This is a genomic window from Cellulosimicrobium sp. TH-20, assembly GCF_002105775.1.
Lineage (GTDB): Bacteria > Actinomycetota > Actinomycetes > Actinomycetales > Cellulomonadaceae > Cellulosimicrobium > Cellulosimicrobium funkei.
Genome location: NZ_CP020857.1, coordinates 1,124,179 through 1,142,114 on the forward strand (window position 1 = coordinate 1,124,179; position 17,936 = coordinate 1,142,114).

Genomic DNA, 17,936 nt, shown 5'->3' on the forward strand with positions numbered 1-17,936 from the left:
GCGTGGACGTGCCGCGGCGACGTCCGACGACGACGTCCGGGCGGGACGTCCGACGGGAACAGTAGGGGAGCCCCGCCCGTCGGCACGAATCGCCGCATCCCGGGCACGGGTCGGCCGGGGAGCGGCGGGCGGGGCCGCCGGGGGCGGGCGGGCGGGCGGTGGAGTGTGGTCGGCGGGGGGCCGGTGGGTCGTCGGTGGGTGCGGCGGTGCGGGTGGGTGGTGCGGAGGGGTGGCGCGGACGCGTGGGTGGCCGCTGGTAGAACGGACGCAGACCGACGGACGGTCGGCGGCGACGGCCGTCGGCGGCCGTCCCGAACCGGAGGTGTGCGTGTTCCTCGTCGACGAGCCGGTGCTGCGGGCCGCGACCGTGGCCGACCGGGCCGGTGCCGGCGCGGCGCCACCCCGCGAGCAGGCGCTCGTGCTGTCCGCGAGCGACCTCGTCGTCGCCGCGGACTGCGAGTACCGGCTCCTGTGCTGGCTCGACGAGCAGCTCGGGCGGACGCCCCGCCGCGACGAGGGCGACGACGCGATGCTCGCCCGCACGGCCGAGCTCGGCGCCCGGCACGAGCGCGCGGTGCTCGCGGGCTACGAGGCCGAGCACGGCCCGTTCGACCCGGCGACCGGCCGCGGCGTCGTGCACGTCGAGCCGCCGCGCGGCACCTCGTGGGACGAGCTCGTCGCCGCGCAGGCGCGCACGCTCGCCGCGGTCGAGGCGGGGGCGGACGTCGTGCACCAGGCCGCCTTCTTCGACGGCGCGTTCCACGGCCGGGCCGACTTCCTCGTGCGCACCGGCACGGACGACGCGGGCGCGGCGCGCTACGCCGTCGTGGACGCCAAGCTCGCGCGCCGGGCCAAGGTCCCCGCCCTGCTCCAGCTCGCGGCCTACGGCGACCAGCTCCTCGCCGCGGGCGTCCCCGTGGACCCGGACGTCTCGCTCGTCCTCGGCACGCGCGAGCGCACGTCGCACCGCCTGGCCGACCTGCTGCCCGTCTACCGGGACCGGCGCGAGCGGCTCGTGCGCCTGACGACCGAGCACGTCGCGCGCGAGGGGCGTGCCCCCTGGGACGACCCGGCGGTCCGCGCGTGCGGGCGCTGCGCCGACTGCCGCGCCCAGGTGGAGGCGCGCCGGGACGTGCTCCTCGTCGGTGGCGTGTACGAGTCGCAGCGCGCGGCCCTGCACGCGGCGGGGATCCGGACGATCGACGAGCTCGCCGCCGCGACCGACGAGACGCCGGTCCCGGCCGGGATGAGTCGGTCGACCTTCGCGCGCGTGCGGCGCCAGGCCGGGCTCCAGCTCGGCACCGGCCCGTCCGACGGCACGGTCGTGTGGGCCGACGCGTCCGGGCCCCGCGAGCTGTCGTGGCGCATCGACGACCCGGCGCCCGTGCTCGCCCTGCCGGAGCCGAGCCCGGGCGACCTCTTCTTCGACTTCGAGGGCGACCCGCTGTGGACGGACGCCGGCGGCACGAGCTGGGGGATCGACTACCTGTTCGGGTGGGTCGAGCGCCCGGCGACGCCCGAGGACCGGCCGCCGTTCCACGCCCTGTGGGCGCACGACCTCGCGGCGGAGCGGGACGCGCTCGTCGCGTTCGTCGACCACGTCAACGCGCGCCGCCGCGTCCACCCCGACCTGCACGTCTACCACTACGCCGACTACGAGCGCGCGCACCTGCTCGCGATCGCCGCGCGGCACGGCGTCTACGAGGAGGAGGTCGACGACCTCCTGCGCGACGGCGTCCTCGTCGACCTGTACGCCGTCGTGCGGCAGGCGCTGCACGTGTCCGACCGCTCGCGGTCCATCAAGAAGCTCGAGCCGCTCTACATGGGCGACGAGCTGCGCACCGGCGACGTGACCACGGGCGCCGCGTCCGTCGTCGCGTACGCCGAGTACACCGCCCTGCGCGACGCGGGCCGCAGCGAGGAGGCGGCCGAGCTCCTGCAGGGGATCGCGGACTACAACCGGTACGACTGCGTGTCGACGCTGCGCCTCGCCGCGTGGCTGCGCGAGGCGGCCGCGGCGGTCGCCGGGACCGCGGGTCGCGACGCCGATGCCGCGGCCACGACGGCTGGCACGGCCACGACGACCGGCGTGGCGGCGGGCCCGGGCGCCGCGAGCGCCGCGGCTGCCACGACCGGTGCGCTCGCCGAGACCGAGACCGAGACCGGGGCCGGGGAGCGCGAGCGGTCCTCCGCGGTGCTGCTGGAGGAGGAGATCCGGCAGGCCGTCGGCGAGGACCGCGCGCGGCGCACGGCGGACGAGCAGGCTCTCGCGATGTACGGGGCGGCGGCCGGGTACCACCGGCGCGAGGCCAAGCCGTTCTGGCACGAGCACTACTCCCGCCTCGCGCTCCCGCCCGACGAGTGGCTGGGGCGGCGGAACGCGTTCCTCGTCGAGCAGGCCGAGGTCGTCTCGGGGTGGGAGGTCGAGCCGGGGCGGCGCACGTGGTCCCGGCGCCTCGCGCTCGTCGGACGGCTGCCCGAGGGCAGCGACCTGCGCGTGGGCGTCGCCCCGTTCGTGCTCTACGACCCGCCCCTGCCGCCGTGCGCCCGCACGGCCGTCGACGGCGTGCGGGGCTGGCTCACCGGCGGGGTGATCCTCGACGCCGGGCGCCGCGCGACGCCGGCGGGCGAGCGCGACGTGCTGGTGGTGCGCGAGCAGCTCCCGACGAGCGCGGAACCGTTCGACGCGACCCCGGTCGCGCTCACCCCGTCGCCGGGGCTGGGCACGAAGCCGCTCGAGGCCGCGACCGAGGAGGCCGCGCGCCGCGCCCTCGCCACGTGGCGGGCCACGGGCTCGCTCCCGCAGGACGCCGCGACCGACCTGCTGCTGCGCCGGCCGCCGCGCCTCGTGCCCGCCGGTCCGGCCGCACCCGACGTCGCCCCGGGCGGAGCCGCCGCAGCCGACGGCGTCGGCAGCGTGACGGGCGGCGCGCTGCCGCCCGTCGCGGACGACGTCGTCGACGCGGTCACGGCGGCCGTCGAGCGGCTCGACGACTCGTACCTCGCGGTGCAGGGCCCGCCCGGGACGGGCAAGACGTACGTCGGTGCGCGGGTCGTGGCGCGGCTCGTCGCGCAGGGGTGGCGCGTCGGCGTCGTCGCGCAGTCCCACGCCGTGGTCGAGAACCTGCTGCGCGCGGTCGTGCTCGGCGCGGGGGTGCCGCGCGAGCTCGTCGCGAAGAAGCTCGCGACGGACGGGCCGTCGCCGCGCGCCGTGTACGCCGAGCTCGACGGCGCCCACCTCGCCGCGTTCGCGACCGAGCCGGGGCCGCGGGTCGTCGGCGGCACCGCGTGGGACTTCGCCGCCGAACGGCTGCCCGCGGGCACGCTCGACCTGCTCGTCGTCGACGAGGCGGGCCAGTTCTCGCTCGCGAGCACGGTCGCGGTCGCGCGGGCGGCCCGCCGCCTGCTCCTGCTCGGCGACCCGCAGCAGCTCCCGCAGGTCAGCAAGGGCCGCCACCCCGAGCCCGTCGACCGCTCGGCGCTCGCCTGGCTCGCCGACGGCCACGGCGTGCTGCCCCCCGAGCGCGGCTACTTCCTCGCCACCACGTGGCGCCTGCACCCGGACCTCGCCGCGGCGGTCTCGACGCTCTCCTACGAGGACCGGCTGCGCGCGCACCCGCTCGCCGCGGCCCGCCGCCTCGACGGCGTCGCGCCCGGCGTGCGGCAGGTGCTCGTGGAGCACGCGGGCAGCACCGTGCGCTCGACGGAGGAGGCGGCCGAGGTCGTGCGCCAGGTCGCGGACGTCCTCGGCCGGTCCTGGACGACGACGGTCGACGGCGTCGCGCACGAGCGTCCGCTCGGGCAGGGCGACGTGCTCGTCGTCGCCCCGTACAACGCGCAGGTGTGGGCGGTGCGTGGTGCCCTGCGCGACGCGGGCTACCCGGACGTCGAGGTCGGGACGGTCGACCGGTTCCAGGGCAAGGAGGCTCCGGTCGTCATCCTCACGCTCGCGGCGTCGTCCGGGCACGAGGCGTCGCGCGGGCTCGGGTTCCTGCTGTCCCGGAACCGCCTCAACGTCGCGGTGTCGCGCGCCCAGTGGAGCGCGGTCGTCGTGCGCTCGCCCGGGCTCACCGACACGCTGCCCCGCTCGGCCCGCGGTCTGGAGGAGCTCGGCGCCTTCCTGGCCCTCACGTCCTGACGGGCGGCGGTGCCCGGCCGCGGGGCCACCGGAACCGTGCACACCGGAAGCCCTCGCCGGAGCATCCGGCCGGAACCGTGCACACCGGAAGCACCCGCCGGAGCCTCCGGCCGGAACCGTCCGCACCGGAAGCACCCGCCGGAACCACGGGCCGGTGCGCGTCGTTGGTCGGGGAGTGAGCCGTACCCGGCCACGACCCCGGCGCGAGCGCACCGCTCGGCGCCCCCACCCCCGGAGGACGACCCATGGGATTCCTGGACCGGCTCCTCGGCCGCGAGCCGCGAGACGACGGCGGCGCGCCGCAGCACACGGGCCCCTACGGCGCCCAGCCCCCGACGCAGCCCGCGAACCCCTACCCGACGCAGTACCCGGCCCAGCAGCCCGCGTACGGCAGCGCCCCGCAGGACGCTCGGCCCGCGGCCGGGCAGCGTACGCCGGACCAGGTGGCGATCGACCGCTACCGCTACCTGCTGCGCACCGCCCCGCCGGACGCCGTCGAGCAGGCGCACGCCGAGGCCTTCGCGCGGCTCACGCCGGAGCAGCGCCGGCAGGTGCTCGCCGAGCTCGGTGAGCAGGTCCCGGCGGGCGAGCGGGCGACGTCGGACGCCCCGCAGGACCTCGCACGCATGGCGACGCGGGCCGAGATGCGGCAGCCCGGGACGCTGGAGCGCACGTTCGCGGGCCGGGGCCAGACGGGCCCCGGGTTCGGCGCGATGGTCGGGTCCAGCCTGCTGGGCACGATCGCGGGCGTCGTCATCGGGTCCGCCGTCGCGAACGCCCTGTTCGGGCCCGCGTTCGCCGACCCGAGCCAGCCCGTGGCCGAGGACGCGGCCGCCGGCGAGGACCCGGGCGCCGGCGAAGACCCGGGCGCCGCCGAGGGTGGCGCTGACGGCGGCGCCGTCGAGGCGTCGGGCGGGGACCCCGCGGGCGGTACCGACGGCGGCTTCGACGGCGGCGGCTTCGACGACTTCGGCGGCTTCGGCGAGTTCTGAGGCCCCCGCCTCGCTGCCCGGAACGCACGAGTGCCCCCGACCGGAGGGTCGGGGGCACTCGAGGAACGATCGATCGGTGCGGCGAGCCGCTACCGAGGAGATCGGGTCAGACGGGGCGGATGTTCTCCGCCTGCGGGCCCTTCGGGCCCTGCGTCACGTCGAACTCGACGCGCTGGTTCTCCTCCAGCGTGCGGAAGCCCTGCGACTGGATCGCGGAGTAGTGCGCGAACACGTCGGCCGAGCCGTCCTCGGGGGCGATGAAGCCGTAGCCCTTCTCGCTGTTGAACCACTTCACGGTTCCGGTAGCCATTGTTACTCCTTCAAGAGTGTGGAAACACCCCCCGCGGGCGCAGGGGAGTACATCACGGTGTTCGTCGTCAACTCTTGGGTAACAAGGTCCGCCGGGCACCCGCCGGGTGGCGGTCACGTCGACGCGAGGACAAGCGAGGCACTGCAATCTCGGAGACAACCGTACATGGTAGGCCCCCTCTTGGCCATGGGTTGCCGCGAGCTGTTGTGCCGACCCCCGCGGCGTCCGCGGTGGCGGGTGCCGGGAGCGCGCGGGGAGGCGCCCGGAAGGTCCCCGGGCGCTCCCCGTGAGGTGCCCGGAGAGCGTCGCCGGGGAGCGCGTCGAGGGCTCAGAACGGGACGTTCGTACCGTTCACGGAACGAAACGAGACCCTTGCGTTACGAGTCGGTAACAACTCCCTGCGTCCCACGAAACCCGATCCGCCTACGTTCGCGTCACCCAGGAACGCGGAGGCGCCCCCTCCCGCGGATTCGTGGGTCCGGAGCCCTCCGAGATGCCGCGGAGGGCTCCGGACGGCGCGACCGCGGGGAGGTTTCGTCCCCGGGTGACCTGTGTCACTATTCAGCACGCAATTCAGTGTTGAATTCAGCGATCGACCGCGGAGAGAGGCGGCTTGGCTGCCTCCGCGGGGATCAGGACCACGGAGGTTGGCATGCATCGCACAGCACGACGGGCGAGCGGGGGTGCCGCCCTGCTCCTCGCGGCCACCCTCGTCCTCACCGCCTGCGGTCCCCAGTCCCAGGGCGGCGGCGACGAGACGACCGGGACGTCGACCGAGACCGACGACGGCGGCGGCTCGGCCGACCTGAGCATCGTCCCGTCGGTCCAGATCGACATCGACGGCGCCGAGGTCGAGGCCACCGCGGCCGGCAACCCGGCGGACCCCGCCGGTGACGGCAGCGCCGAGTGCGCCGAGGGCACCTCGATCGCGGTCGCCGGAGCTCTGACGGGCCCGAACGCCGCGCTCGGCCTCAACATCCAGTACGGCGCCCAGGTCGCCGTGGACGCGTTCAACGAGGCGAACCCGGGCTGCCAGGTCACGCTCAAGCCGTTCGACACCGAGGGCGACCCGCAGAAGGCGACCCAGGTCGCGCCGCAGATCGTCGGCGACGCGAGCGTGCTCGGTCTGCTCGGCCCCGCGTTCTCGGGCGAGACGGCCGCCACGGGCGACGTGTTCAACCAGGCGGGCCTGCTGTCGCTCACGGCGTCGGCGACCAACCCCGACCTCACGACGAACGGCTGGACGAACTTCTTCCGCGGTCTCGCCAACGACGCCGTCCAGGGCCCGTCGGTCGCGAAGTACCTCGTCAACACGAAGGACTTCGGCAGCGTCTGCGTCGTCTCCGACAACTCGGACTACGGCATCGGCCTCGCCCAGCAGATCACCGAGGGCCTGGGCGACGCCGCGAACGAGGACTGCGCCGCCGAGGTGAAGACCGGCGACAAGGACTTCTCGGCCGCCGTCCAGATCATCTCCGGCGCCGACGCGGACGCCGTCTTCTACGCCGGCTACTACGCGGAGGCCGCGCCGTTCGTGCAGGGCCTGCGCGACGGCGGCGTCGACATCCCGTTCGTCTCGGCGGACGGCACGAACGACCCGCAGTTCGTCTCGCAGGCGGGTGCCGCGTCGAAGGGCGCGATCCTCTCCTGCCCGTGCGGCCCGGCCCCGGAGGACTTCGCGGCCACCTACGAGGAGACGAACGGCCAGGCGCCGGGCGTGTACTCGGTCGAGGGCTACGACCTCGCGACGATCATGCTCACGGGCATCGCCTCGGGCGTGACCGACCGTGCGGGCCTGATCGACTACGTGGCGAACTACTCCGGTGAGGGCCTGGCCCGCGCCTACGAGTGGGACGACACGGGCGAGCTCGCCTCGGCGCTCATCTGGATCTACGAGGTCCAGTAGTCCGACGACGACGGGCGCCCCGCCCCGACGTCCCCGCCCCGCGCGGGGACCGGTCGGCGGGGCGCCCGTCGTGGACCACGACCTCGTACCCCAGAGAACGAACCAGGGAGCGTCATGCCCGCTCTTGCTGACGCGCTGATGCACAGCGCGACCGCCGGCCCCCTCGTCCACCAGTCCCTCATCGACTTCAACATCGCGGGCCTCGCCCGGAACTTCTGGGGCCTCACCATCGAAGGCCTCACCTACGGCGCGATCTACGCGCTCGTCGCCGTCGGCTACACGCTCGTCTACGGCGTGCTGCGGCTCATCAACTTCGCCCACTCCGAGGTCTTCATGCTCGGCATGTTCGGGCAGTACGCGACGCTCATGCTGCTCGGCTTCTACCCGAGCGGGAACGCGTACGACAAGGGCATCGCCCTGACGGTGCTCTACCTCGGCATCGCGATGCTCGGCGGGATGCTCGTCGCGGGCGGTGCCGCCGTCGGGCTGGAACGCGTGGCGTACCGGCCGCTGCGACGGCGCGGCGCACCGGCGCTCGTCTTCCTCATCACCGCGATCGGGATGTCGTTCATCATCCAGGAGTTCGTGCACTTCGTGCTGCCGAAGCTCACGGGCGGCACGCTCGGCGGCGTCAACGCGCAGCAGCCGATCCGGCTCGTCCAGCCCGAGGTGCAGTTCACGATCGGCGGCGCGCCGGTCACGAACATCACGCTCGTCATCATCCTGTCGGCGCTGGTCCTCGCGCTCGCGACGGACATGTTCATCAACCGGACGAAGTTCGGCCGCGGCATCCGCGCCGTCGCGCAGGACCCGGTGACCGCGACCCTCATGGGCGTCTCGCGCGAGCGCGTCATCATGCTGACGTTCCTCATCGGCGGCATCCTCGCCGGTGCGGCCGCGCTGCTCTACACGCTGCGCGTGCCGAACGGGATCATCTACTCCGGCGGCTTCATCCTCGGCATCAAGGCGTTCTGCGCCGCGGTGCTCGGCGGCATCGGCAACCTGCGCGGCGCGCTGCTCGGTGGCCTGCTGCTCGGCGTCATGGAGAACTACGGCCAGGTCGTGTTCGGCACGGAGTGGCGCGACGTGGTCGCGTTCGCGCTCCTCATCATCGTCCTGATGTTCCGCCCGACGGGCATCCTCGGGGAGTCGCTGGGGAGGGCCCGCGCATGAGCACCTCGACACCTGCACCCGGCCCCGCGCCCGACGGCGGTCGCCCCACCGCGATGCCGCCCGCCGGCCGCGTCGCGACGAAGGACCGGCCGCACAGCGGCGTCGGCGACCGGCTGCGCCTGTGGTGGGACGCCCAGGCCCGGCCCACGCAGTGGGCGATCGGCGTCCCGTTCCTGATCTTCCTGGCGCTCGTGCCGATCCTCAACATCCCGGTGCTCACCACGGTGGGCACCAACTTCGGCGGGGTGATGGCGCAGTTCGGCATGATCGCGCTCATCGCCATCGGCCTCAACGTCGTGGTGGGCCAGGCCGGCCTGCTCGACCTCGGCTACGTCGGCTTCTACGCCATCGGCGCGTACACGGTCGCGATCCTCACGAGCCCCGACAGCCCGTGGAACCAGACCGACGAGTGGCTGTCGAAGGACTGGGCGTGGCTCGCGGCGCTGCCGATCGCGGTCGCGATCACGTCGTTGTCCGGGCTGATCCTCGGCTCGCCGACGCTGCGCCTGCGCGGCGACTACCTCGCCATCGTCACGCTCGGCTTCGGCGAGATCGTCCGCCTCCTCGCAGACAACCTCGACGAGCTGACGGGCGGCGGCCAGGGCCTGCGCGGCGTCGCCTACCCCCGGGTGGGCGTCACGGAGGAGCTGCCCAACGGCGTCTTCTCCGCGGGGAACGCCGCGGGCACGCTCAACTCGGGCGTGTGGTGGTACTGGCTGAGCCTCGTGTTCATCGTCATCTCGCTGCTGCTCGTGGGGAACCTGGAGCGCTCGCGCGTCGGGCGCGCCTGGGTCGCGATCCGCGAGGACGAGGACGCGGCCGAGATCATGGGCGTCCCCACGTTCCGCTTCAAGCTGTGGGCGTTCGTCATCGGTGCGTCGATCGGCGGTGTCGCGGGCGCGCTCTACGCCGGGCAGGTCCAGTTCGTCATCCCGACGAACTTCAACGTCATCAACTCCGTGCTCTTCCTGTGCGCCGTCGTGCTCGGCGGCCAGGGGAACAAGCTCGGGGTGATCCTCGGCGCGTTCATCATCGTGTACCTGCCGAACTTCTTCCTCGGCCGCACGGAGCTGTTCGGCATCCCGATCAACGGCAACGAGATCGCGAGCTACCGGTACCTGTTCTTCGGGATCGCGCTGGTCGTGCTCATGATCTTCCGTCCGCAAGGGCTCCTCCCCGTCCGGCAGAAGCTCCTCGCCTACGGGCGCGAGCTCTACGTCGCCGCGCGACGCGCGGCGCAGGCCGTCACGCGGGGCGGGTCCGACGACGGCGCCCGCCCGGGCTCCCCGGCGGTCGCCACGGCGTCGGGCGGCTCCCGCGCGTCGCGCGCGACGGGCACGACGACCGGGACCGGCGCAGACGGCACCACGACCGGGGAGGAGACCCGATGAGCACCCACGACCCCGGCGGCATCGGCGCGGGCGGCGAGCACGGCGACGAGCACCTCGCGTCGTCGGGCCGCGCCGACTCCTCGCGTGCCGACCTGTACATGCCCGGAGCCGTCCTCGAGGAGCCGGCGGTCGTCGACGTCGCAGACGTGCGCCCCGAGCTCGCCAACCCCGAGCTCGTCGACGCGATGGTCGCGCCCGACCGCACGGTCCACGCGCGCGTCGGCGAGCCGCTGCTCCAGATGCAGAACGTCACGGTCCAGTTCGGCGGCCTCGTCGCGCTCGACGACGTGACGTTCGACATCCGGCGCGGCGAGATCCTCGGGCTCATCGGCCCGAACGGCGCGGGCAAGACGACCGCGTTCAACGCGATGACGGGCGTCTACCGGCCCACCCAGGGGCAGGTCGTCTTCGACGGCTCCCCGGTGGGCAAGCTCAAGCGCTACCGGATCACGCAGCGCGGCATCGCCCGCACGTTCCAGAACATCCGCCTGTTCAACGAGATGACGGCGCTGGAGAACGTCGTCGTCGGGTCGGACGCGCGGCACCGCACGTCGGTCCCCGGCGCGCTGCTGCGCACGCCGCGGCACCGGCGCGAGGAGCGGGACGCGATCGACCGGGCGCTCGCGCTGCTCGAGTTCGTGGGCGTCGGCGGGCGGGCGACGGAGAAGGCGCGCAACCTCTCGTACGGCGACCAGCGTCGGCTCGAGATCGCGCGGGCGCTGGCGACCGAGCCGAAGCTGCTGTGCCTCGACGAGCCGGCGGCCGGCTTCAACCCGGCGGAGAAGGAGTCCCTCATGGACCTCATCCGCCACATCCGCGACGACGGGTACACCGTGCTGCTCATCGAGCACGACATGCGCCTCGTGCGCGGGGTGACCGACCGGATCGTCGTGCTCGAGTTCGGGCGCGTCATCGCGGACGGCACGCCGGACGAGGTCACGAACGACCCCAAGGTCGTCGCGGCGTACCTCGGCGTGCCCGACGAGGAGCTGGCCGGCCCGGACGGCGTCGGGCCCGCGGCCCCCACCACCGAAGGAGGCAGCGGCCATGCCCCTGCTTGAGCTGCAGGACATGACGGTCGCCTACGGGCGCATCGAGGCCGTGCGCGGCATCTCGATCACCGTCGAGGAGGGCGAGCTCGTCACCCTCATCGGGGCCAACGGCGCCGGGAAGACCACGACGATGCGCGCCATCTCGGGCATCCGCCCGGTGGCGCGCGGCAAGGTGCTCTTCGACGGCAAGGACATCACGAAGATGAAGGCGCACCTGCGCGTGCTCGAGGGCATCGTGCAGGCGCCCGAGGGCCGCGGCATCTTCCCCGGGATGACGGTCGTCGAGAACCTGGAGATGGGCGCGTACGCGCGCACGTTCGCGTCGAAGGCCGAGCACGACGAGACGGTCGAGCGCGTCTTCGACCTCTTCCCCCGGCTCGCGGAGCGCAAGGAGCAGGTGGGCGGCACCATGTCGGGCGGCGAGCAGCAGATGCTCGCGATCGGGCGCGCGCTCATGGCCCGGCCGCGGCTGCTGCTCCTCGACGAGCCGTCGATGGGGCTCGCGCCCATGGTCATCCAGCAGATCTTCCGCATCGTGTCGGAGATCAACGCGCAGGGGACGACGGTGCTGCTCGTCGAGCAGAACGCGCAGCAGGCGCTGTCGCGCTCGCACCGCGCGTACGTGCTCGAGACGGGTGAGGTCGTGCGCAGCGGCGGCGGGCGCGAGCTGCTCGCGGACTCGAGCATCAAGGAGGCGTACCTCGGCGTCGCGTGACGGGCACGCCGTCCCGGCCGGACGCGCCTCCGGGCGGGTCCGCCCGGGTCGGGCGCGGCCGGGGGCGGTCCGGCCTGGTTAGGCGCGCCCAGGGGCGGGCCCGGCCGGGGGCGGGTCCGCCGCCGGGCGCGCTGCCCTAGGCTGGCCGCGTGCCGCTCCGACGACGTGACGCCCGGGACCGACTGACCTTCGAGCTGGTCGAGTCCGACGACGTCGACGCGGACGACGACGCCCTCGGCGGCCCGGGCCTGGCCTCGCCGGGCGGGCCGCGCGGCGTGCCGTCCGGCGCGACGGGGGGCACGACCTGGACGCCGGGCGCGACGGCGGGCGTCCGTGCCGCCCTCGGGGCGACGGACGGTCCCGCGGGACCCGACGGCCCGCCCGGGCGTGCGTCGGTCGACGACGACCCGGCCGAGAACGACCCGGCAGAGCGCGACCCGGCGGAGAGCGACCCGGCGGAGAGCGACCCGGCCGAGGGTGGACCGGCCGAGGGTGGACCGCCCCGGCGGGGACGGCTTGCGGCGGTCGTCGCGGGGGTCGCGGCGGGGGTTGCGCTCGTGCTCGGCGGCATGCTCGCGGTCGACGCGTGGCAGGGCCGTGCCGACGTGGAGCGGCTGCGGGCCGCGCCCGGCGGCCTGGAGCCGCTGCCCGACGCGCCCGTCGAGCGCTGGACGGCCGACGTCGAGGTCTCCAGCGGGCTCGCGCTCCTGCCCGGGGCGGTCGTGACGGTCGAGGACGGGACCGCCGTCGCCCGCTCGCTCGACGACGGGGGGGAGCGCTGGCGCGTCGACGTCGGCGCGTACGCGTCCTGCGGGGGACTGTTCTTCTGGTCGCTGCCCTTCGGCGAGCCAGCCTCGACGCTCGCCTGCGTGGCGCCGGTGTCGGACGCCGTCGGCCTCGGCGGCGAGACCGACCTGCAGTTCGATCCCGCGACCGGCCGCGTCCTCGCGTCGGACTGGGCGGTCACGGTGCTCGCCGCGGACGGCGAGGTGCTCGGGCGCCGCGACACGACGTCCGACGGCGGCACGCCCGCACCCGGGCCCGGCGGCACGATCCTCCGGGCCGAGCGCGTCGGCGAGGTGCCGGCGGGCGACGGCGCGGTCGTCGAGCAGGACGTGGCCACCGGGGAGCCGGTCGACCTTCCCCCGGGGCGCCCCGCCGTCGTCCGCGTCGAGGACGCGCTCACGGGGGACGCCCGGTGGGAGGCGGAGGTGCCGTTCGTCGCGGGGGCCGGGCAGTGCGTCGAGTGGTCCGAGACCGGCGGCACGGAGACGATCCGCGCGCGGCTCGAGAGCCTCTGGGCGCTGACGGAGACGCACCTCGTCCGTGTCGACGGCTGCGGCGTCACGGCCTGGTTCACGCCCGACGGCGAACGCCTCGACGAGGTCGGCGACCCGCTGGACGGTGTCGTGGCGCTCGCCGACGGCACGTACTACCGCGACCCGAGAGGCAACGGGAACGGCTGGGGCTTCACGCCACCGGGCGATCCGGGCGATGCGAGGCACGCGATCCTCGGGGCGGACGGAGCCGTGCGCTGGGAGCCGCCCGGCCCGGTCCTCGTGCCGCGCGCGACCGACGGCTCGGACGCGCCGCTCCTCGCCCGGGACGGGCTGGACCTCGTCGCGTTCGACAGCACGGGGCGCGAGCTGTGGCGCGGTGCGGAGAAGTCCGGCGGCGCCGATTCCGTGCTCGTCGCCGCGAGCGACACGGTGGTCGTCTCCTCGGGCTACGGCGACGGCGCCCTGGACGGGCTCGACGCGGCCACGGGGCGCGAACGCTGGTCCCTCGACCGCGAGACGGTCGAGGCCGCGGCCGGCGGGAGCGTCAGCTGGATGGACACCGCCTACACGGACGGGCGGCGCGCGATCCTGCTCGCCTACCAGGACGACGGGCGGACGGACCTCCTCGCGGTCGACCTCGCCGACGGTCACGTCGCGTGGTCCGCCGAGGGCGGGTCGGACGACGGTTCCTGGCCCGTCCCTCTCCAGGGCCGGCTCCTGCGGGTCGGGCCGTCGGAGGTCGTCCGGCTCGGTTGACGACCGGCCTACGCTGAGGGGGTGCCGCTCCGACGGGGAGACGGCGGTGACGACCGCCGGACGTTCGAGCTCGTCGACACGGCCGGGGTCGACGACGACCTCGACCTCCTCGACGCGCCGCACCCGGTGCTGCTCGCCGGCCCGCGCGCCGTGCCGCGCGGCACGGCCTTCCCACCGCCTCCCGGAGCGTCGGCGCCCGAGGCGTCGGGCCCGGGGGCGCTCCCGCCCGGGGCTCCGCCCGGACCGCCAGGGGCGCCGCCGCGCGCGCCCGGCCGCCGCCGTCGGGTCGTGGCCGCCGCGGTCGCGACGGGCGTGGTCGTGCTCGTCGTCGGCGGGATGCTCGTCGTCGACGCCGTGACCGGCCGGGACGCGCAGGAGCGGCTGGAGACGGCGCGCGGCGCGGTCCGCGTGCTCGACGCGGCCCCGACCGAGCGCTGGCGCGCTCCCGCCGCCGCGGACCGCGGGACGGCCTTCCTCCCCGGCCTCCTCGTCACCGTGGACGGCGACGAGGCGATCGCGCTCGACCTCGACAGCGGCGCCGAGGCGTGGCGCGTGCCGGTCGGCGGCGACGAGGCCGTGTGCGGGTCGTGGAGCCCGTGGGAGCGGTCGGGGGTGCCGTCGCGCACGGTGGTGTGCGTCGCCGGGTCGGGGGTCACGCCGTCCTGGTACGACGTCAGCCCGCCGCCCCGGCCGGGCGCTGGCACCGCGACCGTCACGGTGATCGACGGCGGCGGGCGGGTCGTGGGGCAGCGGCAGGCGGAGATCGCGGGGGCGCTGCTCGTCCCCGGCCCGGACGGCGGCCTCGTGCGCGCCGAGCGCGTGGGCGAGCCGGGCGAGCCGCGCGGCGCGCCGGTCGCCGTCGACCCCGGCGCGGGCGAGTCCGTCGACGGCGTCGCGGGGCGGGACGTCGTCGTGACGGTCGAGGACGCCGCGACGGGGGCGGTGCGCTGGCGGCACGAGCTGCCGTTCCAGGACGTCCCGTGGTCGTGCACGTCGTGGGACGCCGAGACCGGCGGCGAGGAGGTCGACCCGGAGCGGCTGCTGGTCGTCGCGACGGAGACGCTGGTCGACGTGGGCGGCTGCGGCGTCGCGGCCGCGTTCCTGCCGGACGGCGAGCGGCTCGACGACCCGGACGTCCCGACCGACGGCGTCGTCCCGCTCGCGGGCGGGCGGCTCCTCCTGGACGCGGACCGGCAGGGGTCGGACGGCGCCCTGCGCGCCGACCGCGTGCTCGACCCGGACGGGACGCCGCTCCTCGACGTGCCCGGCGAGGTGCTCGACCCCCAGGCGACCGACGACCCCGCTCCGGGCGTCCTCCTCGTGCGCGACGTCATCGCCCTGCGCGCCTACGACGAGCAGGGCGCGCGCCTGTGGACGTTCGACGGCGCGCGCGTGCCCGAGGCCGTGTACGTCGTCGCGGAGGGCACGGCCGTCGTCGGGACGGCCAGCACGGTCCTGGGTCTGGACGCGCTGTCGGGCGAGCAGACGTGGTCGCGGTTCGTGGACGACCTCGCGGGCGAGCGCGGTCACGGCGCCGTGGTGACGCAGGCGTTCACCGACGGGCGGTGCGCGTTCCTCGTGCTGCTCGACCCCGCGACGGGGGCGAGCTCGCGCGTCGTCGCGCTCGAGCTGTCGTCGGGCGCGGTCCTGTGGTCCGAGGACCTCGACGGCGGCTGGGGCGGGCTCCTCCCGGCGCAGGGCCGGCTCCTGCGCTGGGACGGGCGGTCGGTCGCCCTCCTCGGCTGATGCTCCCGGACGCCGGTGCGCTGGTGCCGCCGGGCCGCGGCACTACCCTGGCGAGATGCCCGACGACCGCACCCAGCCCGCCATGCCGTCTCCTCCCGAGCCCGAGGTGGCCGAGGCGCCGCAGGCGCCCGTCGCGCCCCGCCGCCCGTCGCCGCGGACGCACCACGGCGAGACGGTCGACGACGACTACGAGTGGCTGCGGGACAAGGAGTCGCCCGAGGTCGTCGCGCACCTCGAGGCCGAGAACGCGTACACCGAGGCGCGCCTCGCGCACCTCGAGCCGCTGCGCGAGCGGATCTTCGAGGAGATCAAGGCCCGCACGCTCGAGACGGACCTGTCCGTCCCGGTGCGCCAGGGCGCGCACTGGTACTACGCGCGCACGGTCGAGGGGTCGCAGTACCCGATCCGGGCCCGCGCCCCGATCGACGCGAGCCTCGGCAGCGACGCGCCGTCGGCCTGGGTGCCGCCCGTGCTGGAGCCGGGCGTGCCCGTGCCGGGCGAGCAGGTGCTCCTCGACGACAACGTCGAGGCCGAGGGCCACGAGTTCTTCTCGCTCGGGTCGTTCGACGTCTCGGCCGACGGGACGCGGCTCGCGTACGCGGTCGACGTCGTGGGCGACGAGCGCTACACGCTGCGGATCCGCGACCTGGAGTCGGGCACCGACCTCGTGGACGAGGTCCCGGGCACGTTCCCCGGCGCCGTCTTCTCCCCGGACGGGCGGTACGTGTTCTACCCGACGGTCGACGACGCGTGGCGGCCCTGGCGCGTGTGGCGCCACGAGGTGGGCACGCCCGCGACGCAGGACGTCGTCGTCTTCGAGGAGCCCGACGAGCGGTTCTGGGTCGGGGTGGGCGTCTCGCGCTCGCAGCGGTTCGTGCAGATCGACGTGGGCTCGAAGATCACGTCCGAGACGTGGCTGATCGACGCCGACGACCCGACGGGCGAGGCGCGAGTGGTCTGGCCGCGTCGCGAGGGCGTCGAGTACACGGTCGAGCACGCCGTCCTGCCGAGCACGTGGTTCCCGACCGCCGAGCACGCGGTCGGCGACCGTCCTGACGAGAATCCGGTCGCCGACCCCGTGCTCGGCGGGTTGGGGGAGCGGAGCGCGGGGGAAGGGCGCGACGTCCTGCTCGTCCTGCACAACGACGGCGCTGAGAACTTCGAGCTCGTCGTCACCGGTGCCGCCGACGTCTCGGCCGGGCCGGGCGACGCGACCGTCGTCGTGCCGCACGACCCCGCGACCCGGCTCGAGGCCGTGGACGCGTTCGCCGGGCACCTCGTCGTCTCCTACCGGCGGGACGCGCTGTCGCGGGTCGGCGTGATCGACCTCGCGAGCCCCGAGCCGCCGCGGCCCGCGGGCCTGCCCACCCCGATCCGCACAGGAGACACACCGGGGCCCGCGACCGACCTCTGGCACGTGCACGAGGTCGCGTTCGACGAGCCGCTGTACACCGCCGCGCTCGGTGCGAACCCCGAGTGGGACCAGCCGAACGTCCGGCTGAGCTACACGAGCTTCGTCACGCCGTCGACCGTGTACGACCTGCGGGTCGAGACCGACGAGCTCACGCTCCTCAAGCAGCAGCCCGTGCTCGGCGGCTACGACGCCGCGGACTACGTGCAGCGCCGCGAGTGGGCCACGGCCGAGGACGGCACGCAGGTGCCGGTGTCGCTCGTGTGGCGGCGCGACGCCGTCGGGCTGGACGCGACGGGCACGGGTGCCGAGCCGGCGCCGCTCCTGCTGTACGGCTACGGGTCGTACGAGATCAGCATCGACCCGGGGTTCTCCATCTCGCGCCTGTCGCTGCTCGACCGCGGGGTCGTGTTCGCCGTCGCGCACGTGCGCGGCGGGGGCGAGATGGGGCGCCGCTGGTACGACGAGGGCAAGACGCTCGCCAAGCGCACCACGTTCACGGACTTCGTCGCGGTCGCGCGGCACCTCGTCGACGCCGGCTGGACGAGCCCCGAGCGGCTCGTCGCGCAGGGCGGCTCGGCGGGCGGCCTGCTCATGGGCGCGGTGACGAACCTCGCGCCCGAGCTCTTCGCGGGCGTGCTCGCGCAGGTGCCGTTCGTCGACGCGCTCACCTCGATCCTCGACCCGTCGCTCCCGCTCACGGTCGTCGAGTGGGACGAGTGGGGCGACCCGCTGCACGACCCCGACGTCTACCGGTACATGCGCACGTACACGCCGTACGAGAACGTGCCCGACGACGCGTCGCACTACCCGCGGATCCTCGCCGTGACGTCGTTCCACGACACGCGCGTGCTGTACGTCGAGCCCGCGAAGTGGGTCGCGCGCCTGCGCGCCGCGGGGGCGCCCGCGCTGCTGAAGATCGAGATGCACGCCGGGCACGGCGGGGTCTCGGGCCGCTACGAGGGCTGGCGCGAGGTCGCGTACGAGGACGCGTGGGTGCTCGACGTGCTCGGGCTGGCCGACCGGTGACGTGCCCGCGGGCGTGAGGCCGCAGACGGAGGGGGAG

Annotated in this window: 11 protein-coding genes; 10 read left to right on the forward strand and 1 reads right to left on the reverse strand. The window is 75.1% G+C overall.

Annotation, left to right across the window (positions count from 1 at the left end; translation table 11 throughout):
• Window positions 1-328 precede the first annotated feature (328 nt).
• Window positions 329-4,138 carry a bifunctional RecB family nuclease/DEAD/DEAH box helicase gene (locus B8281_RS05105; RefSeq protein WP_232322679.1) on the forward strand — a complete coding sequence of 1,270 codons (3,810 nt, stop codon included), beginning with the start codon at window positions 329-331 and terminating at the stop codon, window positions 4,136-4,138.
• A gap of 245 nt (window positions 4,139-4,383) precedes the next feature.
• On the forward strand, window positions 4,384-5,130 hold the full coding sequence (locus B8281_RS05110) for a hypothetical protein (protein ID WP_085387112.1): 747 nt from the start codon (window positions 4,384-4,386) through the stop codon (window positions 5,128-5,130).
• A gap of 106 nt (window positions 5,131-5,236) precedes the next feature.
• Here the strand turns inward: B8281_RS05110 and B8281_RS05115 are convergent, their stop codons facing one another.
• Complete coding sequence (locus tag B8281_RS05115) at window positions 5,237-5,440, reverse strand: cold-shock protein (protein WP_009861351.1); 204 nt, start codon at window positions 5,438-5,440, stop codon at window positions 5,237-5,239.
• Between the two features lie 652 nt (window positions 5,441-6,092).
• On the opposite strand from B8281_RS05115, the gene B8281_RS05120 reads away from it, so the two are divergent.
• The 8 genes from B8281_RS05120 to B8281_RS05155 all read left to right on the forward strand — a co-directional run bounded on the left by B8281_RS05120 (window position 6,093) and on the right by B8281_RS05155 (window position 17,899).
• Window positions 6,093-7,346, forward strand: a complete 1,254-nt coding sequence (locus B8281_RS05120) for a branched-chain amino acid ABC transporter substrate-binding protein (protein ID WP_043657227.1) — start codon at window positions 6,093-6,095, stop codon at window positions 7,344-7,346.
• Window positions 7,347-7,460: 114 nt separating this feature from the next.
• Complete coding sequence (locus tag B8281_RS05125) at window positions 7,461-8,519, forward strand: branched-chain amino acid ABC transporter permease (protein ID WP_043657230.1); 1,059 nt, start codon at window positions 7,461-7,463, stop codon at window positions 8,517-8,519.
• Window positions 8,516-9,910 (forward strand): branched-chain amino acid ABC transporter permease, encoded by a 1,395-nt coding sequence (locus tag B8281_RS05130; protein ID WP_232322680.1) that lies wholly within the window; start codon window positions 8,516-8,518, stop codon window positions 9,908-9,910. The genes B8281_RS05125 and B8281_RS05130 overlap by 4 nt, the downstream gene beginning before the upstream one ends.
• A complete protein-coding gene (locus B8281_RS05135) occupies window positions 9,907-10,971 on the forward strand; it encodes an ABC transporter ATP-binding protein (RefSeq protein WP_021483128.1) in 1,065 nt (354 codons plus the stop codon). The genes B8281_RS05130 and B8281_RS05135 overlap by 4 nt, the downstream gene beginning before the upstream one ends.
• Window positions 10,958-11,677 carry an ABC transporter ATP-binding protein gene (locus B8281_RS05140; protein WP_021483127.1) on the forward strand — a complete coding sequence of 240 codons (720 nt, stop codon included), beginning with the start codon at window positions 10,958-10,960 and terminating at the stop codon, window positions 11,675-11,677. Before B8281_RS05135 ends, B8281_RS05140 begins: the two co-directional genes overlap by 14 nt.
• A 149-nt stretch (window positions 11,678-11,826) precedes the next feature.
• Entirely contained in the window at window positions 11,827-13,713 is a 1,887-nt protein-coding gene (locus tag B8281_RS05145) for a PQQ-binding-like beta-propeller repeat protein (RefSeq protein ID WP_085387114.1), read from the forward strand.
• 21 nt (window positions 13,714-13,734) lie between these two features.
• Window positions 13,735-15,459, forward strand: a complete 1,725-nt coding sequence (locus B8281_RS05150; protein ID WP_085387115.1) for a PQQ-binding-like beta-propeller repeat protein — start codon at window positions 13,735-13,737, stop codon at window positions 15,457-15,459.
• Window positions 15,460-15,514: 55 nt separating this feature from the next.
• Window positions 15,515-17,899: a S9 family peptidase gene (locus tag B8281_RS05155; protein WP_085387116.1), complete on the forward strand. Its 2,385-nt coding sequence runs from the start codon at window positions 15,515-15,517 to the stop codon at window positions 17,897-17,899.
• The last annotated feature ends 37 nt before the right edge of the window (window positions 17,900-17,936 follow it).